The sequence below is a fragment of the Streptomyces sp. Root1304 genome (assembly GCF_001426405.1).
Lineage (GTDB): Bacteria > Actinomycetota > Actinomycetes > Streptomycetales > Streptomycetaceae > Streptomyces.
On sequence record NZ_LMEP01000024.1, the window covers coordinates 147,677 to 161,500 of the forward strand.

At 72.5% G+C, this 13,824-nt stretch carries 13 protein-coding genes; 10 read left to right on the forward strand and 3 right to left on the reverse strand.

Annotation, left to right across the window (positions count from 1 at the left end; genetic code table 11):
• Nucleotides 1-35 precede the first annotated feature (35 nt).
• The 3 genes from ASD33_RS25325 (at nucleotide 36) to ASD33_RS25335 (ending at nucleotide 2,683) form a co-directional block, all read left to right on the forward strand.
• A complete protein-coding gene (locus ASD33_RS25325; RefSeq protein WP_056564946.1) occupies nucleotides 36-857 on the forward strand; it encodes a glycerophosphodiester phosphodiesterase in 822 nt (273 codons plus the stop codon).
• Nucleotides 858-969: 112 nt separating this feature from the next.
• Nucleotides 970-1,572, forward strand: a complete 603-nt coding sequence (locus ASD33_RS25330; protein ID WP_079045012.1) for an ATP-binding protein — start codon at nucleotides 970-972, stop codon at nucleotides 1,570-1,572.
• Nucleotides 1,573-1,705: 133 nt separating this feature from the next.
• Nucleotides 1,706-2,683, forward strand: coding sequence for a DUF5926 family protein (locus tag ASD33_RS25335; RefSeq protein ID WP_056564950.1), 978 nt, complete (start codon nucleotides 1,706-1,708; stop codon nucleotides 2,681-2,683).
• Nucleotides 2,684-2,902: 219 nt separating this feature from the next.
• Here the strand turns inward: ASD33_RS25335 and ASD33_RS25340 are convergent, their stop codons facing one another.
• Both ASD33_RS25340 and ASD33_RS25345 read right to left on the reverse strand, forming a co-directional pair.
• The gene (locus tag ASD33_RS25340; protein ID WP_056564952.1) at nucleotides 2,903-3,520 is read right to left on the reverse strand and encodes a hypothetical protein; all 618 of its coding nucleotides are present in this window, start codon (nucleotides 3,518-3,520) and stop codon (nucleotides 2,903-2,905) included.
• A 157-nt stretch (nucleotides 3,521-3,677) separates the two neighbouring features.
• Nucleotides 3,678-4,436: a bifunctional DNA primase/polymerase gene (locus tag ASD33_RS25345; RefSeq protein ID WP_056564954.1), complete on the reverse strand. Its 759-nt coding sequence runs from the start codon at nucleotides 4,434-4,436 to the stop codon at nucleotides 3,678-3,680.
• A gap of 597 nt (nucleotides 4,437-5,033) precedes the next feature.
• On the opposite strand from ASD33_RS25345, the gene ASD33_RS25350 reads away from it, so the two are divergent.
• Together ASD33_RS25350 and ASD33_RS25355 are read left to right on the forward strand one after the other, a co-directional pair.
• A complete protein-coding gene (locus ASD33_RS25350) occupies nucleotides 5,034-6,425 on the forward strand; it encodes a PP2C family protein-serine/threonine phosphatase (protein WP_056565667.1) in 1,392 nt (463 codons plus the stop codon).
• Nucleotides 6,426-6,607: 182 nt separating this feature from the next.
• A complete protein-coding gene (locus ASD33_RS25355) occupies nucleotides 6,608-8,068 on the forward strand; it encodes an aminopeptidase P family protein (RefSeq protein ID WP_056564956.1) in 1,461 nt (486 codons plus the stop codon).
• Nucleotides 8,069-8,199: 131 nt separating this feature from the next.
• On the opposite strand, the gene ASD33_RS25360 is transcribed toward ASD33_RS25355, so the two are convergent.
• Nucleotides 8,200-8,646 (reverse strand): ATP-binding protein, encoded by a 447-nt coding sequence (locus tag ASD33_RS25360; RefSeq protein ID WP_056564957.1) that lies wholly within the window; start codon nucleotides 8,644-8,646, stop codon nucleotides 8,200-8,202.
• A gap of 213 nt (nucleotides 8,647-8,859) precedes the next feature.
• On the opposite strand from ASD33_RS25360, the gene ASD33_RS25365 reads away from it, so the two are divergent.
• The 5 genes from ASD33_RS25365 (at nucleotide 8,860) to ASD33_RS25385 (ending at nucleotide 13,823) form a co-directional block, all read left to right on the forward strand.
• On the forward strand, nucleotides 8,860-9,642 hold the full coding sequence (locus tag ASD33_RS25365) for a hypothetical protein (protein WP_056564959.1): 783 nt from the start codon (nucleotides 8,860-8,862) through the stop codon (nucleotides 9,640-9,642).
• A 211-nt stretch (nucleotides 9,643-9,853) separates the two neighbouring features.
• The gene (locus tag ASD33_RS25370) at nucleotides 9,854-10,603 is read left to right on the forward strand and encodes a YcnI family protein (RefSeq protein ID WP_056564961.1); all 750 of its coding nucleotides are present in this window, start codon (nucleotides 9,854-9,856) and stop codon (nucleotides 10,601-10,603) included.
• Nucleotides 10,604-10,651: 48 nt separating this feature from the next.
• A complete protein-coding gene (locus ASD33_RS25375) occupies nucleotides 10,652-11,386 on the forward strand; it encodes an SCO family protein (protein ID WP_242427261.1) in 735 nt (244 codons plus the stop codon).
• On the forward strand, nucleotides 11,383-11,835 hold the full coding sequence (locus tag ASD33_RS25380; RefSeq protein ID WP_056564963.1) for a copper chaperone PCu(A)C: 453 nt from the start codon (nucleotides 11,383-11,385) through the stop codon (nucleotides 11,833-11,835). Before ASD33_RS25375 ends, ASD33_RS25380 begins: the two co-directional genes overlap by 4 nt.
• 50 nt (nucleotides 11,836-11,885) lie before the next feature.
• On the forward strand, nucleotides 11,886-13,823 hold the full coding sequence (locus tag ASD33_RS25385; protein ID WP_056564965.1) for a copper resistance protein CopC: 1,938 nt from the start codon (nucleotides 11,886-11,888) through the stop codon (nucleotides 13,821-13,823).
• Nucleotide 13,824 lies beyond the last annotated feature (1 nt).

Below are 13,824 nucleotides of genomic sequence, written 5' to 3' on the forward strand. Positions count from 1 at the left end.
TGCCCGCCGCGCCTCGCCAATGGCACCATGACGCCGTGACTCACGCACGGCAGCACCCGCACCGCGTCCCCCTCCAGGTCGTCGCCCACCGTGGAGCATCCGAGGACGCACCGGAACACACCCTGGCCGCCTATGTGAAGGCCATCGAGGACGGCGCCGACGCCCTGGAGTGCGACGTCCGGCTCACCGCCGACGGCCATCTCGTCTGCGTCCACGACCGCCGCGTCGACCGCACGTCGAACGGCCGCGGCGCCGTCTCCGCCCTCGAACTCGCCGACCTCGCCGCGCTCGACTTCGGCACCTGGAAGGGCCGCGAGGACTCCGGCGAGAGCCCCGACCGGCGGGACCCCGGGTCCACCTCCGTCCTCACCCTGGAGCGCCTCCTGGAGCTGGTCTCCGACGCCGGGCGCCGGGTCGAGCTGGCCATCGAGACCAAGCACCCCACCCGCTGGGCGGGGCAGGTCGAGGAGCGGCTCCTCCACCTCCTCAAGCGTTTCGGCCTCGACGCGCCCGCGTCCCCCGCCGACTCCCCGGTCCGCGTCATGAGCTTCTCGGCCCGCTCCCTGGCCCGGATCGCCACCGCCGCGCCGACGCTGCCCACCGTCTCGCTCGCCCAGTTCGTCTCGCCGCGGCTGCGCGACGGACGGCTCCCCGCGGGCGCGCGCATCGCGGGGCCTTCGATCCGGATCGTGCGGCACCATCCCGCCGTGATCCTGCGGCTCCAGAAGGCCGGGCACCAGGTGCACGTCTGGACCGTGGACGAGGCGGAGGACGTGGAGCTCTGCGAGCGACTCGGCGTGGACGCGATCATCACCAACCGTCCCAAGCAGGTTCTCGCCCAGCTCGGCCGCGACTGATTCCTGCCCCTCTCCAAATCCCCCTGTACCCCTCTTTTCCCTTGTGCCACAAGGGCCCACAAGGCTTACGGGGTGTGCCCCGGCGCATTCCGTGTGTACGCGATCGTCACGAGTGCCTCATCGAACGCGGATTGGCCGGTTTCCGGTCCAGTCCATTGGGGCATCCACACGGTGGCGTGGGGCAAAGGAGGTCTCGGGGGTGGCGTTGGTGGTGGCACAGGAGGTGCCCACGTCGTCGAGCATGGCCGTACCCCATGGCCCTGCGGGCGTGGGTGAGGCGCGACACCGGATGCGGGACGAGCTGTACCGCAGCGGGGTGTCCGATTCGGTCGTCGACGACGCGGTGCTGATCCTTTCCGAACTGCTCAGCAATGCCTGTCGGTACGGCAGGCCGCTGGGACGCGCGGATCGGGGCGACGGGGACGTACGGGCTGCCTGGCGGGTGGACCCGGCGGGCGGACTCAGGGTCGAGGTCACCGACGGCGGGGGTCCGACGCGGCCCGTCCCGTCGACGCCCTCGGTCACCGCACGGGGCGGGCGCGGGCTGAACATCATCAGCGCGCTGGCCCAGGACTGGGGCGTACGGGACAGCGCGACCGGCGAGGTCACGGTCTGGGTGGTGGTCACCGAAGGACACCGCCGCGAGGACTTCGCGACCCGCGTCGGGGGCGGCTCGGGCTTCGACTTCCTGGACGCGTACGACGACCTGGACTGACGGACCGCGCGACCGCCCGCGCGGCCGGCCCCGACCGGCCGCCGCGGCCCGCCTGAGGAGTGGTGGTGTCCCGTGCGACTAGGCTCGCGGCCGGAACAGACACCGCACGCCGCGATCGGGAGAAAGCCACACCATGGCCAAGAAGCGCCCCCAGACGAAGCCCGGCAAGGCCGGCCAGGCACAGGTCACCAGCGGGGAGATCCCGGTCGTCGGCGCGCGCGAGCCGTGCCCGTGCGGTTCGGGCCGCCGCTACAAGGCGTGTCACGGCCGCGCCGCCGCGCACGCCGTGACCGAGCTCGTCCAGCGCCCCTTCGAGGGCCTGGCCGGCGAGTGCGACTGGGTCGCGCTGCGCGAACTGGTGCCGGCCGCCACCGTGCCGCTCACCCTGAAGGGCGGCCTCCCGGAGGGCGTACCGTCCGTGACGCTCGCGACCGTGCTGCCGATGGCGTGGCCGGCGCTGCGCCGCGACGACGGCTCCGTGCTGCTCGCCCTGCAGAACGACTCCACCTCCGGCGACCTCGCCCGCGACCTCGCCGACACGCTCCAGCGCGCCCTCGAGGTCGAGCCCGGCACCCCGGTCCCCGCCCGCCGCGTCCCCGCCGAGGGCCCGCGCCTGCAGGACCTGCTGGACGCCGACGCCGCGTTCGCCCCGGAGGTCCACTCCGGATTCGAGTTCTGGATCCCGCAGTCCGCGGACGGTACCGACCCGGAGGTCGCCGCCTCCCTGGAGCGCGCCAACGCCGCCGCGATCCCGACCGTGAAGCTGGCCGGTGTCGACTCGGCGTACTGGTGCGAGACCCCGGACAAGAACCACCTGCGCTGGGTCATGCCGTACCCGGAGGAGAAGCTGCTCGACGCCCTCGCCCGCCTCCAGGCCGGCGAAGGCACCTCCCTCGGCGCCGACACCCGGCTCGTCGGTTCGTTCCGCGCCCACGGCCTGATGGTCCCGGTCTGGGACCTGCCGACCTCGATGACGGCGGAGGAGTGCGAGAAGCCGGCCGCCGAGTTCGCCGAGCGGCTCGCCGGGGCGCTCGCCTCGGACGCTCCGCTGACGGCCGAGGAGCGGCGCGCGCGGGGCGGCCTCACGAACCGTCAGGTCACTCTCAGCTGATACCCCAGGTGGTATCGGTGACTGACAGACCGACCAGTCGGTGACTTCCGCCACAACCCGGTCTGCGGACAGGTAATTCCCTGTCCGAATAACCGAGATCGAATTTGCGAACAGCAGATCTCTTGTTACCGTTCTGGAAGCCCGGTCGCTGGTGCATCCCCCGTCGCCAGCGACCGGGCCTTTCCATGTCCGCTTCCGGCAGGGCCGGAGCGTCGACGCTCAACTTCCTTCGCTGTCCGCGGTGTTGCTGCCCGCACGCAACAGCAGCGGGGTGCTGTCCCCCTCGCCGGCACCCGCGAATTCCGCGACCGCCGTATAGGCCGTGGCCGCGCCGCGCGCCCGCTCCCTGGGGGTTTCGCAGGTCCCCGGTTCGTCCTGTGCCGTGACGACACAGCGGACTTGCACGGTCCGCCCGCCGGGAGCCATCAGGGTCAGAAACGCGTCGAGCCCCTGGCCGCTCGCGTTCCGGTAGTACGTCCGCGCCCAGGTGTCCCGACCCTCGGCGAGCACACAGGTCTGCGCCTCGACCCCGTCGGGGGAGGCGAGTTCCGGCCCACAGTTCGTGACCCGCTCCGGGAGCCCCGGGGCGGCCGGAGCGGCGGCGGGGGTGGACGGGTCAGGGGACACGGGTGTAGAGGATCCGAGGCCGAGCCCCTCCAGCAGATCCGCGGCACCGCCGCCCGCCTTCGCGTCCTCGCCGGCCGCATCTCCCCCGTGCGCCGCGTCCACCGGCCGTACGGGTTCCCCCGTCGGTCCCGCCATCGCGACGAGCGGCAGCAGGACGGCGGCCGTGACGACGGCCCCGAGTCCGATCACACGAAGGTTCACCGGACCCATGCGTCCCACCTGCTCCTGCTCGGCCGGAGACCTCGGGCAGGAGATCTCGAACGGTGGGCTGAACATAGCGGCGGCCGACGGGCGCCCGGTCGGCCGCCGCCCGTTTCCCGGGGAAGTCGGACCAGGACGCACCCGTTCGGGTGAACGCCCGGGCCCGTCAGTACGCCAGCCGGCTCCCGCCGCCCGGTGTGCTCGTGCTCGCCTCCACCAGGGCGTCCACGACAGCCTCGACATCCGGCAGCCACGGCCGGGCCGAACCCGTGAGCGGGGCCCGCTCCCACCGGACCTGCCCGGTGCCGGAGACCGAAGGCGGCAGGAGTAGATAGCCGCCCTCTCCATGGAACCGGAGGGAGCTCGGCACGCTGTCCTTCGCGTACAGCAGCTCGCCGAGCCGTTCGAGGCCGTACGGGGCGACCAGGATCGACCACCGGGTCGGGGTCGCGACGACCGGGCCGAGCCGCATGCCCATCGCGTCGAGCGCGGCGAGCGCCCGTGCCCCGGCCACCGCGGGCAGGCTGACCGCGCAGGGCGCGCGGCCGCCCGTGGCGAGGAGCACCGGGGCCTCCGGGCGCCGGGTCCACCACCAGCGGATCATGCGCTCGTCCGTGGTGGCCGCGAGCAGACCGGGGTCGTACGGGTGGGCACCCGGCACCACGCAGTCGGGGTCGGGGCAGGCGCAGGCCGGCCCCTTCGGAGCGGAGCCCGCCGCGACCGCGCGGGCCGTCGACCCCAGGCCCATGGCGGTCCGGGCCGTCGCGCCCAGGCCCGCCGACGTACGGGGTTTCGTTCTCAGACCCGCTCCCGGCAGGACGGGCCAGTCCCACTCGACGGCGAAGGCGACCGCCGCGTCGAGACGGGCGGTCCTCGCCTTGCGCCGGAACCGGAGCCTGCGTCGCCTTCCGAGGATCTCGCGCATGAGCGCTCGTTCCTTTCCGTTGAACGCCGAATCCATCCACATCACACCATGTGCAGGACATTTCACCGTGCGTATCAGCGCGTACCGGGTCGGCGGGGTCCCGGCCCCGTCGCAGCGGGGCCGTCCGGGCCGTCACCAGGTGGAACCACGTGGAGCCAGGTCAGAACGAGGTGGAGCCGGGTCAGCACCAGAGGCGGGTCAGAACACGTTCCCCGCCACTCGGTGACGGGCTGCGGCCTGCGGCATGAAAGACGCCGGGGTTCCGCGTCGCGTTCCGGGACAGCTCCAACTGCCCCTGCCTGTCACCGATTACGTACCCAGCACGCTCGGAATGACGCGCTTTCAAACGACGCCAGTCGACCGCAAAAGGTGCACACCGGGGGCAATTTTCGGCCAACTTCCCGCCGACTTCAACCCTTGCGCACGACCTCACGGACACCACAAGTCCCGTGGGGACAATGCTGGACATCGTTCCTCTTGTGCGTGTACATGTGGATGCATCGAGCGGCTCAGGATGACATGGGGGTTTGCGATGCTATGGCGTCAAACGCACCGGTCGGAAAGCCGACTGACATGAGCGCCCCACACATGCCGAAAGTGGCCGGAATCGATTCCACGGTTCCCGGGCCCCCGCACACTACGGCGCCCCTCCCCGGGGTCCCCGCGGCGGCGACACCCTCCGACCCGGTCCCCCCGCCCGGGGCGCTGATCCAGGACCGTCTGGCGGCCTGGGTCTCCGACCTCACCACCCTCCACGAACTCACCGAGCGCCTCATCAGGACGGCCTCCCTCGACGAGGCCCTCCGCGAGGTGCTCGGCGCGGGCGCCGCCCTGGTCGGGGCCCGCCGCGGCATGGCGGTCCTCGAACCGGCCGACGGGCTCGGCCCCGCGTCCACCATCGGACTCGGCCTCGCCCACTCCGAACTCGGGACCATCGAGACCGTCCCGCGCGGCACCAGCAGCTACGGGCGTCTCCTGGACGGCCTCCCCGATCCGGCCCGCCCCGAGCGGGTGCCGGACCCGATCGCCATCCGCGACGTCCGTACCGAGGAAGGCCTCGACCCGCGCCACCGCGAGGTCGCCGCCCGCCTCGGCTACGCCGCCAGCTACGCCCTGCCCCTCGCCACCGAGGAGGCCGGCCGGCTCGGTGCGGCCGTCTGGCTCTACGACGAGCCCGCCGAACCCACCGACCGCCAGCGCCACCTCATCGGGCTCTACGGCCGCTTCGCCACCGAGCACCTCGCCCGTCTCCTCCAGGTCGAGCGCGCCACCCTCCGGGTCTCCACCGTCGCCGAGGAACTGCTCCCCAGCCGTCTCCCCCGCGTCCCCGGCGTCCAGCTCGCCGCCCGCCACCGCACCGGCCCCCGGGGCGGCGGCGACTGGTACGACGCGCTGCCGCTGCCCGAGGGCGCCCTCGGGCTCTCCGTCGGATCCGTCACCGGGACCGGCCCCAGCGCGCTCGCCGCCATGGGACGGCTTCGCGCCTCCCTCCGGGCGTACGCGGTGATGGAGGGCGAGGACCCCGTCGCGGTCCTCTCCGACCTGGAACTGCTGCTCCGGCTCACCGAGCCGGCCCGCTCGGCGACCGCGCTCTTCGCGTACGCCGAACCGGCGCGGCGCCGGATCGTGCTGGCCGGCGCCGGGCACGCGCCGCCGCTGGTCATCGGCGAGCGGCGCACCGAGTTCGTCGAGACCTCGCTCTCGGCCCCGCTCGGGATGCTCTCCTGCTGGGAGGCGCCCAGCGTGGAGCTGTCCCCGGCACCTGGAGAAACGGTGCTTCTCTACACGGACGGGCTGCTGCGCCGTACCGGCGACGCCATGGACCGTGCCTTCGCCCGGCTCCACGCGGCGGCCGCGAGCGTGCCGAAGGCGGACCGGGGCGACCCGGGCGCCATCGCGGACCACGTCCTGCGGACCCTGCTGCCGGAGGGCCTGGACGCGGACGGGGACGAGGAGGACGTCGTCCTGCTCGCCGCCCGCTTCGAGTGAGCGGCCCGGCGTGAGGCCGCGGGCGGCGAGAGGCGGCGGACCATGGGCGCGACAGGCGGCGGACCGTAGCCGCCAATAACCGGAACGTGACATTCCGGTAATGGGTCTTCCGGCCCTGGGCCCCCTTCCGTACGACCGTACGATGGTGGGGGTTCAGTGTCGTACCAAGAGGAGGCAGACCCGTGGCCGAGGAGCTCACGCCGGAGACCCCGGAAGAGACTGAGGAACAGGCGATCAAGCAGCGGAAGAACGGCCTGTACCCGGGCGTCTCCGACGAGCTGGCCGAGAACATGAAGTCCGGCTGGGCCGACACCGAGCTGCGCGGCCTGACGCCGATCGCCCAGGCCGACAAGACCGCCGCGCGCCGCGCCGCGCTCTCCGCCCGCTTCCCGGGCGAGCGCCTGGTGATCCCGGCCGGCAACCTGAGGACCCGGTCGAACGACACCGAGTACGCCTTCCGCGCGTCCACCGAGTACGCGTACCTCACCGGTGACCAGACGCAGGACGGCGTCCTCGTCCTGGAGCCGGCGAAGGACGGCCACGAGGCCACCCTCTACCTGCTGCCGCGCTCCGACCGCGAGAACGGCGAGTTCTGGCTCGACGGCCAGGGCGAGCTGTGGGTCGGCCGCCGCCACTCCCTCACCGAGGCCGAGCAGCTCCTCGGCGTCCCCGCGAAGGACGTCCGCGAGCTGGCCGAGGCGCTGCGCGAGGCCACCGGCCCCGTCCGCAACGTCCGCGGCCACGACGCCGGCATCGAGGCCGCGCTGACCGACAAGGTCACCGCCGAGCGCGACGAGGAGCTGCGGGTCTTCCTCTCCGAGGCCCGCCTCGTCAAGGACTCCTTCGAGGTCGCCGAGCTGGAGAAGGCCTGCGCCGCCACCGCCCGCGGCTTCGAGGACGTCGTCAAGGTCCTCGACAAGGCCGAGGCCACCAGCGAGCGCTACATCGAGGGAACCTTCTTCCTCCGCGCCCGCGTCGAGGGCAACGACATCGGCTACGGCTCCATCTGCGCCGCCGGCCCCCACGCCACCACCCTGCACTGGGTCCGCAACGACGGCGACGTGCGCTCCGGCGACCTGCTGCTGCTCGACGCCGGCGTGGAGACCAACGAGCTCTACACCGCGGACATCACCCGCACCCTGCCGATCAACGGCCGGTACACCGAGCTCCAGCGCAAGATCTACGACGCCGTGTACGAGGCGCAGGAGGCCGGCATCGCCGCGGTGAAGCCCGGCGCCGCCTACCGCGACTTCCACGACGCCGCCCAGCGCGTCCTCACCGAGAAGCTCGTCGAGTGGGGCCTCGTCGAGGGCCCGGTCGAGCGCGTCCTGGAGCTCGGCCTCCAGCGCCGCTGGACCCTGCACGGCACCGGCCACATGCTCGGCATGGACGTCCACGACTGCGCCGCCGCGCGCACCGAGATGTACGTGAACACCACCCTGGAGCCGGGCATGTGCCTGACCGTCGAGCCGGGTCTGTACTTCCAGGCCGACGACCTGACGGTGCCGGAGGAGTACCGCGGCATCGGCGTCCGGATCGAGGACGACATCCTCGTCACCGAGGACGGCAACCGGAACCTCTCGGACGCGCTGCCGCGCCGTTCGGACGAGGTCGAGGCGTGGATGGCCGCGCTGAAGGGCTGATCCCCGCGTACGTTGGAACCGAAGGGCCCCCGCCGACCGACCGGCGGGGGCCCTTCCCCGTGCCCGGTCTCCCGTACGGCGGTCTCCCGTACGGCGGTCGCCTGCGCGGATCGGGCCGCCGGCCTCGCGGATCACGCCAGCAGCAGGGAAGGGCTGTCCCGCCACTTCAGGATCTTGTCGAAGCTGACCACGGCGCCGCCCCGGCCCGAGCGGTTGCCGAACTGGACGTGATCGGCCAGCTCCTCGATCAGACGCAGCCCCCGGCCGTGCTCGGCGTCGTCCGACGGGGCCGACGGCGCGTCGGTGCGGGGGAAGCCCGGACCGGAGTCGGCCACCTCGATGCGACAGGTCTCGCCGTCCAGGTACGCCGTCACCCGGTACGCCCCGCCCGGCGCGCGGGAGCCACCTCCGCCGCCGTGCTCGACCGCGTTGGCACACGCCTCGGTCAGCGCCACCGACAGCTCGTAGGACACATCGGGATCGACGCCCGCCGTCTCCATCGTGCCCAGCAGCAGCCTCCGGGCCAGCGGCACGCTCGCCGCCTCCCGCCGCAGATGGAGTGACCACCAGATGCTCATGCTCCAGCCTCCCGGCAGCGGCTCGACATACCGATACCTATTGCCGGACGGAACCCCTCGTAAGCGCCGAAGGGCGTCAAGAGCGCTCGTTCGGCGGATGCACCACGCCGGGACGCCGGTGTATGTCACCGCGAAGACCCCCAAGAGCCCCAAGAACGACCTTACGGACCTGCCTCCTGCCGGTGCGGCCCGTGGTGCGATGATGGGCCCGCCATGACTGCCCCCGCGCTCGCTCCACGGCTGCTGAGGGCCGCGGTGTTCACCGCGGTCTGCGTCGTGCTGTCCGCGCTCGGGCACGCCCTGGCCGCCTGCGCGGGGATCGCCCTGTGGACGCTCCTCGCCGGATTCCTCGGGGTCTTCGGTGTCACCGTGCTCCTCGCGGGACGCGAACGCTCCCTCGGTTTCGTGGTCGGCGCCCTCACCGGCGGCCAGCTCGCCCTGCACGTCCTCTTCGGTCTCGGACAGACCCGGCTCGAACTGAGTCCCCAGGCCGACGACGCCCTCGTCCGGATGGCCGCCCGGCTCGTCTGCGGAGCAGGGACCTCGTCCCTCGACGCGGCCGACGCCACCCGCATCATCCGCGAAGCGGGACTCGACCCGGCCGCCGCCGGCGCCCACGCCCACATGGGACACCCGGCCGCCGCCGTCCCTGCCGGTGAGCTGCTGCCCGGGCTGCCCATGCTCCTCGGGCACCTGCTCGCCGCCCTCGCCGCGGGCTGGCTGCTGCGGCGCGGCGACCGGGCCCTCGTCCGGCTCGTCGAACTCTCCGAGCAGGGCGCGACGGAGCTCGCCGAGTGCGCGCTCGTCCGCTCGCTGCGGGCCGCGCTCCGTCTCGTACGGGCGCTGCTGACCGGCCTCAGCGCCGCCCCGCGCACGGGCCCGGCGCGAGCCGTCCGTACCGCCTTCGACTCCTCGCCGCCGCCGGTGGCCGAGGCACTCCAGCACACGGTGATCAGGCGCGGCCCGCCGGCCGCCGACTGCGTCCTCGCTGCCTGACGCAGCCCGGCGCAGCTCGCCGCGGACCGCTCGACGTGAGCGGGTCCGCCCTCGTCCGCACGCCGCCGGTCCCGAACCCCGGACCCGGATTCCTCCTGGATTCCTCCTGGATTCCTCGTGGTCTCCCGGGTCTCTCCCGGGGTCTCCCGGGTTCCCCTTCCCGGTGTGCCGGACCCACCGACTTCCTCTCCGAGCTGGAGTGTCTTCTGCCATGACCGTTTCCCGTGTCTCCGCCACCCGGGTCGCCCTCGCCGGTGGCATCGCCCTCTCCTCCGTCGTGCTGCTGTCGGGCACGGCCTTCGCGCATGTGAGCGTGCAGCCGCAGGGCGAGGCCGCCAAGGGCGGCTACGCCACCGTCAACATCAAGGTCCCGAACGAGCGCGACGACGCCTCCACCGTGAAGCTGGAGGTCAACTTCCCGCTCGACCACCCGCTCGCCTCCGTCATGCCGCAGCCCATCCCCGGCTGGAAGGCCGAGGTGACCAAGAGCAAGCTCAGCAAGCCGCTGGAGCTGCACGGCAAGACCATCAACGAGGCCGTCTCCAAGGTGACCTGGACCGCCGACGGCTCGAAGATCGGCCCCGGCCAGTTCCAGCAGTTCCCGCTCTCCCTCGGCCAGCTGCCCGAGGACGCCGACCAGCTCGTCCTCAAGGCGATCCAGACGTACGACAACAAGGAGGTCGTGCGCTGGATCGAGGAGCAGAAGGAGGGCGCGGAGGAGCCGCAGAACCCCGCCCCCGTCCTGAAGCTCTCCGCCGCCTCCGAGGACCACCACGGCGGCGCCGCCCCGTCCGCCAAGGCCGACGACAAGGCGGGCCACGACGAGGCGGACGCGAAGAAGGAGACGGCCGCCGCCGACTCCTCCGACACCACCGCCCGGATCCTCGGTGTCATCGGCATCCTCGTCGGTGTCGCCGGTGTGGCCTTCGGCCTCCTCTCCGGCCGCCGCCGCTCGGCCTGACGGCCCCACCTCATCCTGAGAACCCGGAAAGAAGCGGAAAGAATCAGCATGTCCGCAGAGAAGACATCCACCCCGAAGCCCGGGGACGACGGCGCCGCCCGCCCCGGGCGTCGCACCCCGCTGATCGTCGCCGCGGTCGCGATCGTCGCCGCGCTCGGCATCACGGCGGCCGTCGGCCTCGGCGACGACGACAAGACCAACGGCGCGGGCTCCGGCTCGGTCGCCGTGGTCTCCGGCGGGGACGACTCCACCAAGGCCGCCACCGTCCTCGACCGGCCGTTCACCAAGCCCGCGCTCGTCCTCACCGACACCAAGGGCCAGAAGTACGACCTGCGGGAGCGGACCAAGGGCAAGCCGACGCTCATCTACTTCGGCTACACCCACTGCCCCGACGTCTGCCCCCTGACGATGAGCAACATCGCCATCGCCAAGAAGCAGCTCCCCAAGGCCGACCAGGACAAGCTCCAGGTCGTCTTCGTCACCACCGACCCCGAGCGGGACACCACGGCCGAGCTGGCCAAGTGGCTGCCCGCCGCGGGCGACCCCTCCTTCACCGGTCTCACCGGAGACTTCTCCGCCATCCAGGCGGGCGCCCGGCAGATCGGCATCGGCATCGACCCGGCCACGAAGGACAAGGACGGCAAGGTCGTCTCCATGCACGGCGCCCAGGTGATCGCCTTCTCGCCGACGACCGACCAGGGCTACGTCCTGTACGGCGAGGACGCGAGCGTCGACGACTACGCCAAGGACCTGCCGAAGCTCATCAAGGGGGAGAACCCGTGATCCGCCGCACCACCACCCTGTCCGCCACCGTGGCTCTCGCCGCGGCCCTCGCGCTGACCGGGTGTTCGTCCTCGTCCGACGGGGACAAGCCCCAGCTCCAGGTCAGCGGGGCGTACATGCCCCAGCCGGTGATGGACATGGCCGGGGGCTTCCTCACCATCAAGAACGACAGCGGCACCGCGGACAAGCTCACCTCGGTCACCAGCTCCCTCTCGGACGACATCACGATCCACGAGACGAAGAACCAGAAGATGCAGGAGGTGAAGTCCTTCGACATCCCCGCGAACGGGGAGCTGAAGCTCGCACGCGGCGGCAGCCACATCATGTTCATGGAGCTGAAGCAGAAGCCGAAGCAGGGCGAGAAGGTCAGCATCGAGCTCCACTTCGAGAAGTCCGACCCCATCAAGGTCGAGCTTCCCGTCGAAGCCGCCAACCACAACCCGCGGTAGCACCCAGCGCGTTGACGGAGTTCATACAGAACTGACGGAGTGACCCAGAGATGACAACCACCGCCCCGCGCCTCGGTACCGCCCTGGCCCGGCTGCTGATCCTCGCGGCCGCGCTGCTCGGCACGCTGCTCGCCGGTGCCGCCCCCGCGTCCGCGCACGCGGCGCTGACCGGAAGCGATCCGAAGGACGGGGCGGTGGTCGCCACCGCTCCCAAGGAGGTCAACCTCACCTTCTCCGAGCAGGTCGCCATGAGCCCCGACTCGATCCGGGTCCTCGACCCGGCGGGCCGCCGGGCCGACACCGGCGAGATAATCAACCTGTGCAGCGACTCCGTCGTCCGTTACGGCGTCGCCCTGCGCGCCGGACTGCCCGACGGCACCTACACCGTGGCCTGGCAGACCGTGTCGGCCGACAGCCACCCGATCTCGGGCGCCTTCACCTTCTCCATCGGCGCCCCGTCCACGACGGCCGTCGCACTGCCCGACCGGACCGCCGGCGGCGGACTCGTCGGCGCCCTCTACGGCATCGCGCGCTACCTCTCGTACGCCGGCTTCGCCGTCCTCGTCGGCGGCGGCGCCTTCGTCCTGGTCTGCTGGCCGCGCGGCGCGAGCGTCCGGCCCGTCCAGCAGACCGTGGTCCGGGGCTGGCTGACCCTCACCGGCGCCACCCTCGTCATGCTGCTCCTGCGCAGTCCGTACACGGGCTCCGGCGAACTCTCCGACGCCTTCGACCTCGCCGGTCTGAAGGCCGTCCTGGAGACGAAGACCGGGGCCGCGCTCACCTCCCGGCTGCTGCTGCTCGGCGCGGCGGCGCTCTTCGTCGCCGTCCTCTTCGGTGCCTACGCCCGGCGCACCGGCCCGAAGGAGAAGAAGGACCTCGCCTTCGGTCTGGGCATCGGCGGCACCGTCGTCGCCGCCGGGATCGCCGGCACCTGGGCCCTGGCCGAGCACGCCTCGACCGGTATCCAGCCCGGCATCGCCATGCCGGTCGACATCCTGCACCTGCTGGCCGTCGCCGCCTGGCTCGGCGGGCTCACGGTGCTGCTCGTCGCCCTCTACCGGGCCCCGGACGTCCCGCGCTCGGCGGTCGAACGCTTCTCCCGGGTGGCCTTCTGCTCCGTGGCCGTCCTCGCGGCCACCGGGCTCTACCAGTCCTGGCGCCAGGTCGGTTCCTGGTCGGCGCTCACCGGCACCCGCTACGGGCAGCTGCTGCTCGTCAAGATCGGCCTGATGGCCGTCCTGATCGGCATCGCCTGGATCTCCCGCCGCTGGACCCAGCGCCTGGCCGCCCCGGCGACACCCGGGGAAGAGACCCGGGAAGAGGAGCAGGGAGAAGCCGAGGAAGAGGCTGAGGAACGGGCGCAGGAAGAGGCCTTGGAGGGAGCCCGGGAGGAGGCCGAGGCCGCCGATCCCGCGCGGGCCGCCCAGCTCGCCCGGCAGCGGGCCGCCGTCGCCACCGCGCGGCGCAAGCGCGAGCGGGACGCCGACCCCGAGCGGGCCGGTCTGCGCCGCTCGGTGCTGACCGAGGCGGCCGTCGCCGTCGTCCTCCTCGCCGTGACCACCGTGCTCACCTCGACCGAACCCGGCCGCACCGAAGAGGAGGCGGGCCGGGGCACCTCCGCCTCCGGCCCGGCCGCCGTGCCCGACCGGCCCGTCGACATCCGGCTGCCCTTCGACACCGGCGGCGTCGACGGCAAGGGCGTCGTCCGGCTCAGCCTCGACCCCGGTCGTACCGGCGCCAACGCGCTCCACCTCTTCGTCGAGCGCCCGAACGGCAAGCCGCTGGACGTCCCGGAGATCAAGGTCGCCCTCACCCTTGAGGCGAAGGACATCGGCCCGCTGCCGGTCGCCCCCGACCGGATCCAGACCGGACACTGGAGCGCGAGCGGCGTCCAGATCCCGATGCCCGGGGAGTGGCGGATCCAGGTGACCGTCCGTACCTCCGAGATCGACCAGACCACCATCGAGAAGAACGTGAAGATCGGCTGAC

Excerpts from the sequence above, each read along its gene's own strand:
- ASD33_RS25365 (WP_056564959.1), top strand. The coding sequence starts at position 8,860 with ATGACTGCCCCCGCGCTCGCTCCACGGCTGCTGAGGGCCGCGGTGTTC.
- ASD33_RS25345 (WP_056564954.1), bottom strand. The coding sequence starts at position 4,436 with ATGCGCGAGATCCTCGGAAGGCGACGCAGGCTCCGGTTCCGGCGCAAG.
- ASD33_RS25360 (WP_056564957.1), bottom strand. The coding sequence starts at position 8,646 with ATGAGCATCTGGTGGTCACTCCATCTGCGGCGGGAGGCGGCGAGCGTG.
- ASD33_RS25370 (WP_056564961.1), top strand. The coding sequence starts at position 9,854 with ATGACCGTTTCCCGTGTCTCCGCCACCCGGGTCGCCCTCGCCGGTGGC.
- ASD33_RS25375 (WP_242427261.1), top strand. The coding sequence starts at position 10,652 with ATGTCCGCAGAGAAGACATCCACCCCGAAGCCCGGGGACGACGGCGCC.
- ASD33_RS25340 (WP_056564952.1), bottom strand. The coding sequence starts at position 3,520 with ATGGGTCCGGTGAACCTTCGTGTGATCGGACTCGGGGCCGTCGTCACG.
- ASD33_RS25385 (WP_056564965.1), top strand. The coding sequence starts at position 11,886 with ATGACAACCACCGCCCCGCGCCTCGGTACCGCCCTGGCCCGGCTGCTG.
- ASD33_RS25335 (WP_056564950.1), top strand. The coding sequence starts at position 1,706 with ATGGCCAAGAAGCGCCCCCAGACGAAGCCCGGCAAGGCCGGCCAGGCA.